The sequence below is a fragment of the Pseudomonas sp. GLN_2 genome, assembly GCF_043106005.1.
In the GTDB taxonomy this organism is placed as follows: Bacteria; Pseudomonadota; Gammaproteobacteria; order Pseudomonadales; family Pseudomonadaceae; genus Aquipseudomonas; species Aquipseudomonas alloputida.
In genome coordinates, this window is record NZ_JBICMC010000066.1 from 31,531 (window position 1) to 47,374 (window position 15,844).

General features: G+C 62.4%; 16 protein-coding genes and 1 tRNA gene. 8 read left to right on the plus strand and 9 right to left on the minus strand.

What is annotated here, in order from left to right:
• Positions 1–141 precede the first annotated feature (141 nt).
• The 3 genes from ACF8Q6_RS15600 (at position 142) to ACF8Q6_RS15610 (ending at position 4,269) form a co-directional block, all read left to right on the plus strand.
• Positions 142–672, plus strand: coding sequence for a sigma-70 family RNA polymerase sigma factor (locus ACF8Q6_RS15600; protein WP_392494132.1), 531 nt, complete (start codon positions 142–144; stop codon positions 670–672).
• Between the two features lie 4 nt (positions 673–676).
• Positions 677–1,642, plus strand: coding sequence for a FecR domain-containing protein (locus ACF8Q6_RS15605; protein WP_110743783.1), 966 nt, complete (start codon positions 677–679; stop codon positions 1,640–1,642).
• Positions 1,643–1,827: 185 nt separating this feature from the next.
• A complete protein-coding gene (locus ACF8Q6_RS15610) occupies positions 1,828–4,269 on the plus strand; it encodes a TonB-dependent siderophore receptor (RefSeq protein WP_392494133.1) in 2,442 nt (813 codons plus the stop codon).
• 87 nt (positions 4,270–4,356) lie between these two features.
• Here the strand turns inward: ACF8Q6_RS15610 and ACF8Q6_RS15615 are convergent, their stop codons facing one another.
• Entirely contained in the window at positions 4,357–4,548 is a 192-nt protein-coding gene (locus ACF8Q6_RS15615) for a YhfL family protein (protein WP_003254720.1), read from the minus strand.
• Positions 4,549–4,738: 190 nt separating this feature from the next.
• On the opposite strand from ACF8Q6_RS15615, the gene ACF8Q6_RS15620 reads away from it, so the two are divergent.
• Positions 4,739–5,356 (plus strand): LysE family transporter, encoded by a 618-nt coding sequence (locus ACF8Q6_RS15620; RefSeq protein ID WP_003254721.1) that lies wholly within the window; start codon positions 4,739–4,741, stop codon positions 5,354–5,356.
• Positions 5,357–5,451: 95 nt separating this feature from the next.
• Here ACF8Q6_RS15620 and ACF8Q6_RS15625 read toward each other — a convergent pair whose 3' ends face one another.
• The 3 genes from ACF8Q6_RS15625 to ACF8Q6_RS15635 are packed head-to-tail and all read right to left on the minus strand — an operon-like array spanning position 5,452 to position 9,438.
• Positions 5,452–6,660 carry a hypothetical protein gene (locus tag ACF8Q6_RS15625; RefSeq protein WP_392494134.1) on the minus strand — a complete coding sequence of 403 codons (1,209 nt, stop codon included), beginning with the start codon at positions 6,658–6,660 and terminating at the stop codon, positions 5,452–5,454.
• 10 nt (positions 6,661–6,670) lie between these two features.
• On the minus strand, positions 6,671–8,569 hold the full coding sequence (locus ACF8Q6_RS15630) for a hypothetical protein (RefSeq protein ID WP_392494135.1): 1,899 nt from the start codon (positions 8,567–8,569) through the stop codon (positions 6,671–6,673).
• 8 nt (positions 8,570–8,577) lie between these two features.
• Positions 8,578–9,438 (minus strand): SH3 domain-containing protein, encoded by an 861-nt coding sequence (locus ACF8Q6_RS15635; RefSeq protein ID WP_003254727.1) that lies wholly within the window; start codon positions 9,436–9,438, stop codon positions 8,578–8,580.
• Between the two features lie 646 nt (positions 9,439–10,084).
• On the opposite strand from ACF8Q6_RS15635, the gene ACF8Q6_RS15640 reads away from it, so the two are divergent.
• Together ACF8Q6_RS15640 and ACF8Q6_RS15645 are read left to right on the plus strand one after the other, a co-directional pair.
• Complete coding sequence (locus ACF8Q6_RS15640) at positions 10,085–10,342, plus strand: hypothetical protein (RefSeq protein ID WP_054889139.1); 258 nt, start codon at positions 10,085–10,087, stop codon at positions 10,340–10,342.
• A 134-nt stretch (positions 10,343–10,476) separates the two neighbouring features.
• Complete coding sequence (locus ACF8Q6_RS15645; RefSeq protein ID WP_392490485.1) at positions 10,477–10,713, plus strand: DUF3077 domain-containing protein; 237 nt, start codon at positions 10,477–10,479, stop codon at positions 10,711–10,713.
• Between the two features lie 53 nt (positions 10,714–10,766).
• Here the strand turns inward: ACF8Q6_RS15645 and ACF8Q6_RS15650 are convergent.
• From ACF8Q6_RS15650 to dapA, 5 genes are all read right to left on the minus strand, one after another.
• Positions 10,767–10,856, minus strand: a tRNA-Ser gene (locus ACF8Q6_RS15650).
• A gap of 91 nt (positions 10,857–10,947) precedes the next feature.
• Positions 10,948–11,658, minus strand: coding sequence for a phosphoribosylaminoimidazolesuccinocarboxamide synthase (gene purC / locus ACF8Q6_RS15655; RefSeq protein ID WP_003254733.1), 711 nt, complete (start codon positions 11,656–11,658; stop codon positions 10,948–10,950).
• Between the two features lie 30 nt (positions 11,659–11,688).
• Complete coding sequence (locus tag ACF8Q6_RS15660; RefSeq protein ID WP_003254735.1) at positions 11,689–12,447, minus strand: MBL fold metallo-hydrolase; 759 nt, start codon at positions 12,445–12,447, stop codon at positions 11,689–11,691.
• Complete coding sequence (gene bamC, locus ACF8Q6_RS15665; RefSeq protein ID WP_003254738.1) at positions 12,448–13,569, minus strand: outer membrane protein assembly factor BamC; 1,122 nt, start codon at positions 13,567–13,569, stop codon at positions 12,448–12,450.
• A gap of 15 nt (positions 13,570–13,584) precedes the next feature.
• Positions 13,585–14,472 (minus strand): 4-hydroxy-tetrahydrodipicolinate synthase, encoded by an 888-nt coding sequence (gene dapA / locus ACF8Q6_RS15670; RefSeq protein WP_003254739.1) that lies wholly within the window; start codon positions 14,470–14,472, stop codon positions 13,585–13,587.
• A 259-nt stretch (positions 14,473–14,731) separates the two neighbouring features.
• Between dapA and ACF8Q6_RS15675 the strand changes: the two genes are divergently transcribed.
• Both ACF8Q6_RS15675 and ACF8Q6_RS15680 read left to right on the plus strand, forming a co-directional pair.
• Positions 14,732–15,292: a glycine cleavage system protein R gene (locus ACF8Q6_RS15675; RefSeq protein ID WP_003254741.1), complete on the plus strand. Its 561-nt coding sequence runs from the start codon at positions 14,732–14,734 to the stop codon at positions 15,290–15,292.
• An 11-nt stretch (positions 15,293–15,303) separates the two neighbouring features.
• Positions 15,304–15,777, plus strand: a complete 474-nt coding sequence (locus ACF8Q6_RS15680; protein WP_003254742.1) for a peroxiredoxin — start codon at positions 15,304–15,306, stop codon at positions 15,775–15,777.
• Positions 15,778–15,844 lie beyond the last annotated feature (67 nt).

The following is a 15,844-nucleotide window of genomic DNA, read 5'->3' on the forward strand; positions in this document are numbered from 1 at the left end:
TTGCAGGCCCTGGCGTCAAGGCGGCAGGTTGTCCCATGGGCAAAGGTAAAACGGCCCTGCCGATTGCAGTATTGGTCGTACAGCCCTACTATTGCGATCATTTCTCATTCGCACCAGTATGCGCTCGCGCCGGATGCCGCCGTGGTTTCGATACCCGAGTTGAATCGCCCGCTCCATACCCTGTACCACAGCCATTCGCGCTGGTTGCTCGGTTTTTTGTACCGCCGGCTGGGCTGCCGCTGCGATGCCGCCGACTTGGTCCAGGACACCTTCGTGCGTATTCTCAAACGCCCCCTCCAGCTGGACAGCGAGCGTGGCGAGCGCTCGTACCTGGCCACCATTGCTCGCGGCTTGTGCGTGGACCACTGGCGGCGGCAGAAGCTGGAGCAGGCCTGGTTACAGCAACTGGCCTTGCAGCCCGAGGCCGTGCAGCCCTCCCCCGAACAGCGCGCGATCATTGTCGAGACCCTGCACGAGGTGGATGCCATGTTGTTGCGCTTGCCGGGCAACGTGCGTCAGGCGTTCCTGCTGGCACAGATCGACGGCTTGGCCTACCGCGATATCGCCGTGCATATGGGTGTGAGCGAACGCATGATCAAGAAGTACCTGGCCCAGGCGTTCCTGCACTGCGCCATTCTCGAAGCCGAACTCGATGGCGTGCTGGTGGAGTAACGTCATGACCCCGCCCGCACACAAGCTTAGCCATGCCAGCCTGCAGCAGGCCGCACACTGGTACGTGCAGCTGCAGGACGAAAACGTCGCCCCGCACCTGCGCCAGCAATGGCAGCACTGGCTTGAGCAGCACGGCGACCATCAGGCCGCCTGGCATTATGTGCAGCGCGTGGGCCAGCGCTTCGCCCCGTTGCAGGCCGAGGGCGCGGCGGCCGGCCGAGCGCTGCGCGAGCATGACGCACGACGCTTCAGCCGGCGCAGCGGGCTCAAGTCGCTGCTGGTGTTGGGCGCCGGTTGCTTGCTGGGTTGGCGGGCCTGGCATGGCGCGCCGTTGTCTGGCTGGGGTGCCGACCTGGCCACTGGCATCGGTGAAATCCGCGAAACCCGCCTGGCCGATGGCAGCCAATTGTGGCTGGGGGCGCAAAGTGCGGTGGACATGGACTTCTCGGCATTCAGCAGGGTACTGAAACTGCGCTTCGGCGAACTGCTGGTAGACACCGCCCACGACCCGCGCCGGCCGTTTTTCGTCGACACCGCGCAAGGGCGTATGCAGGCACTGGGTACACGCTTTGCTGTCTGCCAGCAGGGCGAAACTACCCGGCTCGATGTGTACGCCGGTGCCGTGGAGGTGTGTACCGCGCAGAGCGGCGAGCGCTGCATCGTACAGGCGGGCCAGCAGGTGGATTTCGGTGCCCGGGGCATCAGCAACACCCGCCCAGCCCAAAGTGCAGGCGAGTCGTGGATTCATAACCGCCTCAACGCCGAAGACATGCCATTGGCGCACCTGCTGCAGACCTTGGGCCGCTATCGCCATGGGCACCTGGGTTGGCACCCGGATGTCGCCACGCTGTCGGTGATGGGCGCCTTCCCGCTCAACGATACCGACCGCGCACTGGCATTGCTGCAAGCGGCATTGCCAGTGCGGGTGCAGCGGCTGACGCCCTGGTGGGTGACGGTCGAACCAGTGTGATACCGGTAGATCGCCCTGGGTTCTTCGCGGACACGTGACGCGGTATTTGGATGCAGCTGAGCCGGTGTTGGCAACTTCGTCAGCGCCGGCAAAAAAAATCTTCCAACCCGGTTCCCTTTTTCCAATCTCGTTCGGTTAACCCGGCATAGCCCTCCCAACTCACCCCTTCGATCCCAGAGACCAGCATGCCGACGCCCTTCCACCCCGCGCTTCGCCTGGCACTTGCCGCGCCCCTCTCGCTGTGTGCCGCCGCCCCACTGCTGTTGCCAGCCAGCCTGGCCCAAGCCGAACAGGCGGCCAGCACCGAAACCAGCTTCAACATTGCCCCCGGCTCACTTGCAAGCGCCCTCAACCAGTTCAGCAGCCAGGCCGGTATCTACCTGGCCGGCAGCAACGAACTGGCCGCCGGCAAGACCAGCCAGGGGCTGCAAGGCCGCTTCAGCGTCGCCCAAGGCCTGGCCCGGCTGCTACAGGGCAGCGGCCTGCAAGCCGTGCCCCAAGGCAGCGCGGGTTATGTGTTGCAACCGCTTGCCGATGGCACCGCCCTGCAACTGGACGCCACCTCGATCAACGCCGCCACCCTGCTCGCCAGCAACGGCCAAAGCGACAGCGGCTACCACGCCGTGGCCAGCAACACGGCCAGCAAGACCAGCAGCGCCCTGGCCGACACCCCACGCTCGGTGTCGGTGGTCACCCGCCAGCGCATGGACGACCAGCAATCGCAAACCCTCACCGAAGTGCTGGGCTATGTGCCAGGCATTTTCTCGCCACCGTTTGCCGGTGGTGATGGCCAGGCCGGGGACCTGTTCTTCATCCGTGGCTTCAACGCCACCGACTACGGCTACGGCCTGCTGCGCGATGGCTTGCGGGTGCAGGGCAACCGCTACGACACCAGCAGCGAACCCTACGGCCTGGAGCGGGTGGAAGTGTTCCGCGGCCCGACCTCGATCCTGTATGGCGAAAACGCCCCCGGCGGCGTAGTCAACCTGGTCAGCAAGCGGCCCACCGCCGAAGCCCGTGGCGAAGTGCAGCTGAGCTACGGCTCGCACAACCGCCGCCAGCTGGGCGTCGACGTTTCCGGCCCGCTGACCGATGAAGGCAATGTGCTTGGTCGCTTGGTCATGATGGGGCGCAAGTCTGACACCCAGGTCGACCACCAGCCCGATGACCGACTTTACATCGCGCCATCGCTGACCTTGAACTTCGACGACTTCAACAGCCTGACCGTCCTGGCCACCTATCAGCGCGACCGTACCCTGATGGAACTGGGTTTCCCCGCTGCCGGCACCCTGCTGCACAACCCCAACGGCAAGATCGACAAGGACCAGTTGCCCGGCAACCCGGACTGGGACAACTTCGAACGGGAAACCTGGAGCCTGGGCTACGAGTTCAGCCACCGTTTCAACGACACCTGGCAGTTCCGCCAGAACTCGCGCTACATGCAGTCGCGCATCGACCGCCAGGAAATGTGGCCAGGCAACCTGAACAATGGCGGCTTCGGCACTGCCCTGAGCAACACCGCCTACGACCGCTACAACAAGTCCATCGCCTACTCGCTGGACAACCAGTTCGAAGGCCATTTCACCAGCGGCGCGTTTGACCACACCTTCCTGATCGGTGCGAGCCTGGACCGAACCTCGTTCAACCAGGATTGGGACGCCGGCAACGGCGGCACCATCAACGTGTTCGATCCGGTCTGGAACGGCAAGCCGAGCACGCCCTCGCACGTGCAGAACGCCTTGCTCGAACAGACCATGTACGGTCTCTACAGCCAGTTGCAAACCAAGGTCGACAACTGGGTACTGCTGCTGGGCGGGCGCCTGGACCGGGTCAACAGCCAGTTCCGCAACAAGGCCGGCACCCTTAACGCGCAAGCCGACATGGACAGCTGGGACAGCAAGTTCACCTGGCAGACCGGGGTGATGTACCAGTTCGAAAACGGCTTGTCGCCGTACGTCAGCTACTCCACCGCCTTTGCCCCGACCCAGCAGACCGAGAGCCGGAACGGCCCGCTGGACCCGACCACCAGCGAGCAGTACGAAGTGGGTATCAAGTACGAGCCAAAAGGCTGGAATACCGCCCTCACCGCGTCGGTGTACGACCTGCGCAAAAAGGACGATGTACTGTTCGATTCCGCCGTGGGTGACTACCGCCAGATCGGTGCCAGCCGAGCCAAAGGCGTGGAGCTGGAAATGAACAGCGACCTGAGCGAAAACCTCAATCTCACCGCTGCCTACACCTACACCGATTCGCGCATTACCAAAGACGTGGCGGGGTCGCTGTATGAAGACCACCAGATGACCGGCGTGCCGCGCAACCAGGCGTCGGTATGGAGCACTTACCGCTTCCGGGACGGGCTGTTCAAGGGCCTGCAGATCGGCGGCGGCGTGCGCCATTTCGACAGCACATTCGCTTACACCCCGACGAGCCTGTACGGCAAGCTGGATACCGGCGATGTGACGTTGGTGGATGCCAAGGTTGGGTATGACATCGATGAAAACTGGTCGGTCGAGGTCAATGCTCGCAACCTGTTCGACAAGGCGTATGTGGCAGGCTGCAACAACGCCGGGCGCTGCTACTGGGGTGAGGAGCGGTCGCTGCTGGGAACAGTGTCACTACGCTGGTGACTGGGCCACAAACAAAAACCCCCGGCCATGTACAAGACCGGGGGCTTGGATCACGCCGCAAGCGTCGCGATCAGGGTACCGCCAAGATTACTGCTGCTGAGGCAGTTTATCGATCGGGCCGCAGCCACCGATGATCTTGGAGATGGAAACCGAAGGGTGGAACAGGTAGTCGTAGGTGCAGTTTTTCGGTTGGTTGTAAACTTGGCCAGTGCAACCCGACAGCAGGGCAACACCCGAAACGACGGCAACGGCAACGGTCGCCTTGAACAGCTTTTTCATTACTCAGTCCTTTAAATGAATCATCTTCGACCATCGTCTGATGGCCGCGGAATCATACAGACTCCAGGCATTGGATCCAAGCCGCACTTGGCACAGGTTCTTTGCAACTGTGCAACAACAGGTTGAAAAGCGCGCCGTTGGCGACGATAGTTCAGAGCACTGCCTTCGCAATGCCCAACAGGAACTCACCATGCTTGGCGTCACCGACTACGGCGCATTCGTCATCGCCTTCCTTATTCTTCTGGCTATCCCCGGCCCGGGCAATTTCGCCCTGATCACCGCCACCGGCAAGGGCGGTATCAAGGCAGGCCTGGCCGCGACCTGTGGCGTTATCGTGGGTGACCAGGTGCTGCTGTGGCTGGCGGTAGCCGGCGTCGCCACCCTGCTGGCCACCTACCCTGCCGCCTTTCATATGGTGCAGTGGGCGGGGGCTGCATACCTGGCCTATTTGGGCCTGCGCATGCTGCTGAGCAAACCCGGTGGTGCAGCCCACACCTGCCGCATGGACAACGGCCAGTACCTGCGCCAGACCATGATGATCACCCTGCTCAACCCCAAGGCGATCATGTTCTACATGGCGTTTTTCCCGCTGTTCGTCGACCCGGTGAAGCACCAAGGGCTGGTGACGTTCGGTTTCATGGCGGCGACAGTGGCGGTGGTGACCTTCCTGTATGGGCTGATTGCCGTGGTGCTGACCCATCAACTGGCCGAGCGCATGCGCGCCAACCCGCGAATTGCCAATATGTTCGAGCGGCTGGCGGGGGCTTGCCTGGTGGGATTCGGCATCAAACTGGCGGCGATGCGCTGATCCCAAGCCCGACAGTGTCCGGGCACACCTGACAGCAAAAAAAGCCCCCGGCAACTCAGGGTTCCCGGGGGCTTGTTCACTCAGCCATTACCCAATCAATTGGTTTCCAGCTGATACGCCTTGCTCACGAACAACGCTGCAAACAGGCTCTTGCCTTCCTTGAAGGTGTACTGCTCTTCGAACGTGCCGTCTTCGACCAGCTTCTGCCCGATGGCGCACTCCGAGTCGCTGTGGTTCTTGGCCTTGGCGCCAAAGTCACTGCTCCACGACGACAGCCCAACCTCCTGACAGAAGGCCGCGAACTTCGCCTTGGGGACTTGCTGCTGGTAATCGCTGAAAGCCTCTTTCAGCGATTTGAAACCACTGTAGCTCACCGAGTAGTTCTCGACCTTGGCCTTGCGGGCAAAGCCGCTCACCGCTTCAGCCAACACCGCCTGGCCGGTGTACGGGCTGTACGCACCAATCAGCATCGCGCTCAGGGCACTCTTGAGCTGGGTTTCGACATCGTCCAGTTCCGGCAGCGACTGGAAGTCGGCCTTGCGCACGATCTCCCCCACCTTGGAGCCGTCGTTGCGGTGGGTGACCACGAACGCCATCGAGCCTTCGCCATCGCTGGAGCGCTTGATGGTGAAGTCCAGGTCGACCGTGGTACCAAAGTCACCGGTGCTGCTGACCAGAAACGCGCCGGTTACTGGCTGGCGCACCGCCATGTTGGCGCCCCAGGTGAAGTTCGACGGGGCGGCCCGACCATTGGCGGCCAGCTCGGCACGTGGCTGGACTTCGTCGCTGACATCCGCCACCAGCACGACTTCGGCCCCCTTGCTGGCAACGTAAGGGTTGCCCATCTGCATGCCCAGCAACTGGATGTGAATGCTGCCATCCTTGCTGTCTCCGTCATGGGCCAGCTTCAGCGCATCAGCCTTCAGGTACACCCCGGCCACATTGCGGCTGACATTGAGCTGGTACTTGGCCCAGCCCGCCAGGCCTTCCTCAGCCGAACCACCCTGTACGGACTCCATCAAGCCCGACAGGCCGCGCATGAACTGCTGGGCGCCATTGGTCTGCGCCGCCGCCACGCGGATCTCCGGGTCGGCTACCGTCAGGTTGCCGGAAAACGCCGAGTAGGAAATGTCCCCCTCAGACAGCACATCCTCGAGGAAATAACGCGCCTTGAAGTCGTCGTAGTAGGCCAGCGCGGCCTTCTTGCCCGAGCTGGCGACCATCGCATAGCCACCACCGAGCACCAGCACCGCTGCGGCCACACCGCCAATCAGCAGCTGCTTCTTGTTCATCTGTTTGATCATGGTGTTTGCCTCACTGGACCATGGCGGAAGCGTTGTTCCAGTCGTTCACGTACTGTTGGGAGACCTCGGGGGTCCAGCTGAAATCGATACCGGCGTTGGGGAATTCCTTGGCCAGCACGGCGCCGAACGACACGCGGTCGGCACAGTGGTCCTGTTTGCAGGCCTCCGGCTCACCGGCGCTGTAGGCACGGTAAGTAGGCACGGCGCGGCCGTCGTCCAGCGGGTAGTACGGCGTGGCGTTGGCCACCTGGGTCACGTACCAGCCTTCGCTGTATTCCTCGTCCGCAACCAGGCGGCCGTTGCTCGGGAAGTCGATGCTGTAGAAGTCACCTTTCTTGCCGGTAACGTGCACCATCATCGGCACTACGCTGGCCGAGGTCGCAGGGTTTTGCTGCTCCAGTGGCGAAGCAAAGCGCACCTTGATACCAGCCATCTGCGCCAACGCCTCGGTTTCGCGCCCCTTGAAGTCGCTCATGCCGTCCTGCAACTGCTGGTAACGCTCCAGCACACGGGTGTGCACGCGGGCCAGCTCCTGTTGACGCTGACGCTGCTCACGCACACGCTGCTGCTCGCGCTGTACCGCCCAGTTGGCACCGTCGCGCACATCGAAGAACAGGCCTTGGCGGTTGATGCCGATGCGGTTGCGGGTGATTTTCTGCGCGTCGTTGCCCCAGATGTTGTTCGAGATCGCCGACAGGTCTTTGACGATGAACAGGTTGGCTACATCGGTGGTGGTCGGCGAGGTGGTCTTGATCAGGTCGAAGATTTCCAGCGCAGCTTCCTTGTACTTGGTCGCGTCCAGGGCAAACGACTCGTCCGGGGTAACCGCGACGTAGTAAGGGTCGCTGCCGAACGGGCGGAGCACGCCGTAGCTGGAGCGGGTGAACGTCAGGTACACCTTCATCTGCCGCCCTGGGATCTCGCCGACCAGGAACGCGGCCTGGTCAGCTTGCGGCGTGAGATAAGAAACCGCCTTGTCCTTTACCGCAGGCTCAAGGTGCTTGTTGAAGATCAAACCACTCGGGTGAGCATAGACGCGGGTCCAGTTATCACCCCGGTAGGTACCCACAGCCTTCCAGCTGATTTTGTCGAAGCTGCCTTCACCAAAGCCGGACGCCGGGCACGGCATGGCCGGGGTGGTGCCGAACGACAGGGTGTCGCCATCGCCGATGATCGAGGTACTGAGCACCCATTTGCAGCCGGTGCCGTCCGTTACCTGCATCAGGTTGCGGTTTTCCAGGACCACCGAGCGACCGAAGTCCGAAGTGGGGGCTGCGGCGACTGCTGTGGCAGGTGCCGGAGCGGGCGGCACAACAGGGGCTGCGGCCGGGGCTTCGGGGGTTGGGGCTGGCTCTGCGGCTACGGCTGGCGCGGGCGCGGGGGCCGGAGCGGGTTTTGCCTGCGCAGGTGCGGCTTCGACCACTGCCGGGGCCGCAGCAGCAGCAGGGGCTGGGGCTGGGGCCGGAGCAGGTGCCGGTGTCGGTGCAGCAGCAGCCGGTGCTTCTGGCTGCGCAGGTGCCGGAGCGGGGGCAACTGCTGCAGCCGGCGCCGGGGCGGCAGTGGCAGGCGCAGCAGCCAGAGTTACCAGCCCCAGGTTGCTGGCATTGCCCGAGCCGCTGGCGTACAGGTTGCCCTTGGCATCGACCGCCTTCCAGCTCACCTTGGCAGTCGAGCAGTCCTTGGCGAACACGAACGGCAGCTTGGTCAGCAGGCCTGACAGCAGTTCCTGCTTATCCCAGGCCGGGCGGGTGATAGTCAGGTCTACCTGGGGTTTGCACCAGGTGGTGGCATCCCCGGGCACTTCGACCTTGATGTTGTCTTTCTTGGAAAAGGCCAGCTCGTGGGCGAACGCCTGCGGTACCAGACCACAAGCGCCGATCACAGCCAGCGCGAGCGCGTGCTTTTTCATGGAGTTCCTCAGATCAGTTCCCAGGTGCCGTTGGCTTGTTTGCAGAAGGTGTTCTGCTCTTGTTCGGTCTGGCCGCTTTGCGATTTCAGGCTGACGGTGACCGGGCGGCAGGCCGCTTCGGCGGCAACTGTCTGGGTTGGCAGCGACTGCACCGAGTCCAGGTCGAAGCCTTGGGTTTCCTTGCTGGCGGCAACGTCCAGCTCGTCCAGGTTGACGGCTGGCGTTACACGCTTGGCAACCGCTTGCGCCTTGGGCTCGACGTAGTTCTTGTGCACATAGCCCACGGTCACACCCTTGCGGCCGACCAGAATCCAGTCACCGGTGGAGCCCACGGCGGTAAATTCGGTGTGGTTCTTCAGGCTGCCGACCTTCTCACCAGCCTGGTTAGGCGCGGCACGCACGTTGAGGTTGTCGCTGATGGTCACATACGGCTCGTTGATCAGCTTCATCGACGGCACCGCCTGGATCTTCGGCGCGCGCTTGACCTCGACCTGCTTGGTCTTGGTGTATTCCTTGCCCGGCACGATCTGCGCGGTGGCGCCGGAGTGGTCGGACTTCCAGGTCACTGGCTGGGCACTGGCAGTGGTTTGCTGCTGGCTCAGCACTTCCTGCGTACGCAGCGCCAGGGCTTGCTGGTCCTTTTCATCGAGCATGTGGCCGATGCGGTTGCCCACGTAGGCGCCAATGCCACCTGCGATCAGCGCGGCGGCGATCTTGCCGTTGCCACTGCCCATGGTCGAGCCGATGGCCACACCGGCCAGGCCACCGATCACGGTGCCCGCTTGCTCTTTGCTGATCCCGAGCTGTGCACAGGCCGTGGTAGAGGCGATGGCGACCGCCAGAAGGGACGCGACGAATTTCTTACGCAAGTGGAGCACTCCATTTTCGGTGGGGCGCACAGCCGCGTACCGCAGCCAATGGTTGGCGGCAGCATTCGAGTTTGTGCGGGGTTTTCAGAAAGTGTGCAGCACTGGCCGCAGACGACAATTCAGCCGTCCAGCGAGGGGCGCAGGGGGAGACCAGTACGGCGCAAAGCATCCAACGAATCCATGTCAGGAAGAGTTCATCGCCCAGCGCGCGTAATCATTACGGCGTGTGGCCTGGGCGTGAGTGGCGTATCAGAGCGCCGCATTGTAGCCCAAGGTGCCATTGTCAGTTCAAGACAAAATGTTGCAGGAAGCCTGTCTGATTGATTAGTAGAAATCCGTCCTACAACTTCTACTCAGAATTATCCCCTTCCTTGTAGGGCGTTTCCCAAACATACTGCCAACCCGCTCAAACGGTTGCGACGGATTCGGTCGCGCTCTAGTCTCGGCTCGTCGTTGCAAAATCAACGGCCGGCTTTGACAGGCCGACGATTTCCCGCACACGTGCACTGTTTATGGCGGCTGTACGTGGGGCACCTTCGTGTGCGCCGAGTTACTCCGGGATCCTCGGTCTGTCAACCCATGTACAGCTGCCACCCTCTTGTTTGACAGCAAGCTTGCGGCAGCTCCAATGATCCTGGAGATGTTTATGCGCAAGATGGTCCCTGATCCACCCCTCGATACCACCCAGTTCCTGCAAGACACCCTGGTCCAGTCCTCAGAGTACGTACTCTGCGCCCTGTCCGTGGCCCGCCAATCCGTGCAACTCAAACCCACCGCCCACAGCTCGATCGTGATGCAGGCCGTGATCCATGAAATGGAAGCGGTACAGGGGCTGGTCGAGTCGGCGTTGATGCAGTTGCAGATGCGGCCGCATTTACCCACAGAGCCTCACACCTTGCATTAGCAGGTCAGGCCTCTTCGCGGGCACGCCCGCTCCCACAGTCACCACAGCCGTCACGCACTGCACAGTACCTGTGGGAGCGGGCGTGCCCGCGAAGAGGCCAGCCCAGGCAACCCAGAATCCAGGGAAACAAAACAATGCCCACCGACAACACAACAGAACCCACCACAGTCGGCAAGACCTGCTTCTACCAAGGCGAAAACAACACCCACCCGCTGTTCCGCATCGAACCCGGCATCCCCTGCCAGGACGCCCGCGAACAGGCGTCCGAACTGATGGACGGCGACCAGAAACTGATCTGGGCCTCGCATTACCTGAGCGCGATGGCCAAGGCGCTGCTGGATGATGCTGAGTTGGGGATGATGAGAAAGTAAGGCGCAACGAAAAAGCCCCCGAAAGCTTTCGCTTCCAAGGGCTTGATCTTGTATGGCGGAGAGATAGGGATTTGAACCCTAGGTACTGTTGCCAGTACAACGGATTTCGAATCCGTCCCGTTCGACCACTCCGGCATCTCTCCAATGCCGCGCATCATACCAGCGTTCTTTTAAAACGCAAATCTTTTTTTCAAAAAAACCGCGTGGTATCAGGCGCTTGCGTGAACGTGCCGCTTACAGCGGCACGCCCAGGCGCTTGGCAACTTCTTCGTAGGCTTCGATCACGTCGCCCAGGCCCTGACGGAAGCGGTCCTTGTCCATCTTCTTGCGGGTTTCCTTGTCCCACAGGCGGCAGCCGTCCGGGCTGAACTCGTCGCCCAGCACGATCTGGCCGTGGAATACGCCGAACTCCAGCTTGAAGTCGACCAGCAGCAGGCCGGCGTCATCGAACAGCTTGCTCAGCACTTCGTTGACCTTCAACGACAGCTTCTTCATTTCTACCAGTTGCTCGGCGGTGCCCCAGCCGAACGCGACAACGTGGGATTCGTTGATGAAGGGGTCGCCCTTCTCGTCGTTCTTCAGGAACAGCTCGAAGGTGGACGGCTCCAGCTTGATGCCCTCCTCCACGCCCAGGCGCTTGACCAGGCTGCCAGCAGCGTAGTTGCGCACCACGCACTCGACCGGAATCATGTCCAGCTTCTTCACCAGGCACTCGTTGTCGCCCAGCAGCTTGTCGAACTGGGTCGGCACGCCGGCTTCTTCCAGTTTCTGCATGATGAAGGCGTTGAACTTGTTGTTCACCATGCCTTTGCGGTCGAGTTGTTCGATACGCTTGCCGTCGAACGCCGAAGTGTCGTTACGGAACAGCAGGATCAAGCGGTCGGCGTCGTCGGTCTTGTAAACCGATTTGGCCTTGCCGCGGTAAAGTTCTTCGCGTTTTTCCATGATTGGGCTCCGCTTGCTTGAGGTGTTGGGCTAGGCGATTTCGCGCCAGTCGAGCCCGTGTTCCTGATTCGCCACCTGGAGCCAGTCCGGGTCACACCCAAGGGTGTCGACAAAGCACTGGCGGGCCAAGTGTGGCAGGTTGTTCTTGCTGCTGAGGTGGGCCAGCACCAGGTGTTGCAGGTTGTTCCAGCCCAACTCGTGCACCAGGCGCGCAGCCTGGTGGTTGTTCAAATGCCCTTGCATGCCACCCACCCGCTGCTTCAGAAAAGCCGGGTAGTGACCACGTGCCAGCAGGTCGCGGCAGTGGTTGGCCTCGATCAGCAGTGCATCCAGGCCCTGGTAACGCTCCAGCAACAGCGCGTCGTAAGAGCCCAGGTCGGTCAGCATGCCAAAGCGCCGCTTGCCGTCGCTGACCACGTACTGCAACGGCTCGTAGGCGTCGTGCTCGACCCGCGCCGCAGTTACTTCCAGGCTGCCGATGCGCAGGCTTTGGCCACACGCGAGAAAACCGGCCACCTCCACCGGCTTGCGCATGCCGCGCAAGGTCCCTTGGCTGAGGTAGACCGGTACATTGTAGCGCCGTGACAGCAAGCCGACCCCATGCACGTGGTCGGCATGTTCGTGGGTGACCAGCACTGCACTGAGCTGAGCGGCAGAAACCCCGAGCAGCGCCAGGCGCCGCTCGGTTTCACGCAGGGAAAAGCCGCAATCGACCAGGATGAACGTGTCACCACTGGCGATCAGCGTGCCGTTCCCTTGGCTGCCGCTTCCGAGTACCGCGAAGCGCACTTAGCCCAGGTGGTCCTGAATGGCGCTCAGCACACGGCGGGCGACATCGGCCGGAGCCACGGTGTTGATGTTTTTCTCTACCGTGACCTGCACGCTCTCACCCACCTTGCTCAGGCGAACCTGGTAACGCTCGGCACGGGCTTCACGCTCTTCCTTGGTCGGCTCGCTGCCGAACAGGCGGCTGAAGAAGCCAGGCTGGTTCTGCTTGTCGTCAGGCTTTTCGGACAGGTTGATGTAGTACAGGCCCAGGCTGCGGTTGATGTCCTCAACACGCCATTCGCCACCCTGCTCCAGCGCACGGCCCACGCCAGACCAGGCGCGGTCCAGGTCGGAGCCCAGGTACAGCACCGGGTTGCCGCTGCCGTCTTCGCTCAGGCTGACGCGGCTTGGGGCGTCGAAATCGCGCGCGGCCAGCAGCGATACCGAACCGCCCTTCTCGGCGCTGCGGTTCATGCTGGCAAGCATTTCGTCGACCAGCAGGGCATCGGTGCCGGTATTGCTGGAGCTGGACGGGAACGCAGGCTCGGCAGTGCTGCCGGCCGGGCGCTCGACGCTGACCACATACACTTCGGAGGTGTTGCGCTGCACGCCAGGCTCCATGCGCACACGTACACGCACCTCGCTGTCGCCGCTGCTGGCAGTGCTGGCCAGACGCTGGCCAAGCGATGCCGACAGTTCGTCGAAACGCTGCCAGGTGGTGTTGAACTCACCCGTCTGCGGGCGCTCTTCAGCAATGCGGAAGCCGTTATCCTCGAAGAACTGCCGGGCTACCGGCCACACTTCGGCTGGCGAATGCTGGGCCAGCACCCAACGGCTGCTGCCGCTGCGCTGCAGGCTGTAGTCGGTGACCTGGGCGGCACCGCCCGTCAACGGTTGCGGGCGAGGCACTTCAAACTCACCCTTGACGGTATCGTCAGCGACGTTACGCGGAATCGGCAGCAGCGGGTCAAGGCGTTTGACGTTGCTGGCGTCCGGCGGCAGCTGCATCGGCGCGGTCGGGTGCGCCTGCAGGTAGTCACTGCCGCGGTCGCGGAAATAGCCATCCTCGCCCCACAGCCAGCCACACCCACTGGTGGTGGAGATAATCAGGGCAAGGGCGGAAAGACCAGCCAGTCGCTTCATGCGGTGTACTTCCTCTTAAACCAGTACGCCGGACTGGCGCAAGGCAGTACGGACTTTTTCGTGGCAGCCTTCGCTCAGCCAGGTCAGTGGCAGGCGAATACCTTTTTGCATCAGGCCCATTTCGACGAGCGCCCATTTCACCGGGATCGGGTTGGACTCGCAGAACAGGTCCTTGTGCAGCGGCATGAGTTTTTCGTTGATTGCGCGGGCCTTCTCGGCATTGCCCTCAAGGGCGGCCTCGCACAGGTCCGCCATTTCGCGCGGAGCGACGTTGGCGGTGACGGAGATGTTGCCCTTGCCGCCCATCAGGATCAGCTCGACGGCAGTCGGGTCGTCGCCGGACATGACGATGAAGTCCTTGCTGACACCATCGAGAATGGCCTTGGCGCGGGCCAGGTCGCCCGTGGCTTCCTTGATGCCGATGATGTTCGGCACGGTCGACAGGCGGATCACGGTCTCGGCCTGCATGTCGCAGGAGGTACGGCCGGGAACGTTGTAGAGGATCTGCGGGATGTCGACGGCTTCGGCAATGTGCTTGAAGTGCTGGTACAGGCCTTCTTGCGTTGGCTTGTTGTAGTACGGCACAACCAGCAGGCAGGCGTCGGCGCCAGCATTCTTGGCGTTCTGGGTCAGGTGCACGGCTTCGGCGGTGGAGTTGGCACCGGTGCCGGCGATGACCGGAATCGGTTTGGCGCTGCGTTTGACGCGCTCGACCACGTGCTTGATGACCAGGATGTGTTCTTCGACATCCAGCGTGGCCGACTCACCGGTGGTGCCGACAGCGACGATCGCATGGGTGCCGTTTTCCAGGTGGAAGTCTACAAGTTTGTCGAGGCTGCCCCAGTCAACACGCCCTTGTGCATCCATGGGTGTGACCAATGCCACCATACTGCCCGCAATCATGTAACTGCTCCTGCCGGAAAAAGAGAGCGGTAATGGTACTGGGGGCATCGACCTTGCACAAGCGAAGCAGGCGGGTGGAGCATTCCCCTCGGCGGCTTATTTCGCTACCCTTGGCCCTTTGATCGGTGCAGCGCGGCCCGCCGGGCCGTCGACCTTGCTCCCCGCCAGCGTCCAAGACCTCGCATGCGAGCCCCGGGCCCTGCCGACAGGAGGCATTTGCCCGTCCTGTGCCGACCGCTCATCGCTTTAGGAATGCTGCATGTCCACCCCCACCGTCCGCGAACAATTCCTTGTCATCAGTGCCCTGGGCCCGAACCCCATGGAGCTGGCCAACGTCCTCAGCCGCGCTGCCTTCGAAAACCGCTGCGCGGTGGTCACCTCGCGCCTGAGCCGCCACGGCGAGACCAGCGCCCTGGTGCTGCAGGTGGGCGGCAGCTGGGACGCCCTGGCACGTCTCGAATCCACCCTGCCAGGCTTGGGCAAGAAGCACGGCCTGACCCTCGACGTGGTCCGCAGCGCGGACCAGGAAGTGCGCCCGCAGGCCCTTCCGTATGTAGCCTACGTCAGTGCTGCCTACCGCCCGGACATCATCAACGAGCTGTGCCAGTTCTTCCTTGACCACCGCGTCGAGCTGGAAGCCATGACCTGCGACACCTACCTGGCGCCGCAAACCGGTAGCAGCATGCTCAACGCCCAGTTCACCGTGATTCTGCCGGCCGGCACGCAGATCAGCTGGCTACGCGACCAGTTCCTGGACTTTGCCGATGCCCTGAACCTCGACGCACTGATCGAGCCATGGCGTCCCCAGAACCCAATGTAAGGAAACCGATCATGGCTGTAGCACTCGACCAACCTGTCGCCGACTTCCAGGCCCAGGCCACCAGCGGGCAAACCGTCAGCCTTGCCGAACTCAAGGGCCAGCAGGTGGTGGTGTACTTCTACCCCAAGGACAGCACCCCAGGCTGCACCACCGAGGGCCAGGGCTTCCGCGACCAGCATGACGCCTTCGCCGCGGCCAACACCGTGGTATTCGGTGTGTCGCGTGATGGCATCAAGTCGCACGAGAACTTCAAGGCCAAGCAAGGCTTCCCGTTCGAGCTGATCAGCGACAAGGACGAGGCGCTGTGCCAGCTGTTCGACGTGATCAAGCTGAAGAAGCTGTATGGCAAGGAGTACATGGGCGTTGACCGCAGCACCTTCCTGATCGACAAGGACGGGGTGCTGCGCCAGGAATGGCGTGGCGTGAAGGTGCCCGGGCATGTGGATGCCGTATTGGCGGCCGCCCAAGCCTTGAACAAGGCTTGAAATTGAATGGGGCTGCCTTGCAGCCCTTCGCGGGCACGCCCGCTCCCACAGGAATTGTGCAGGGCCC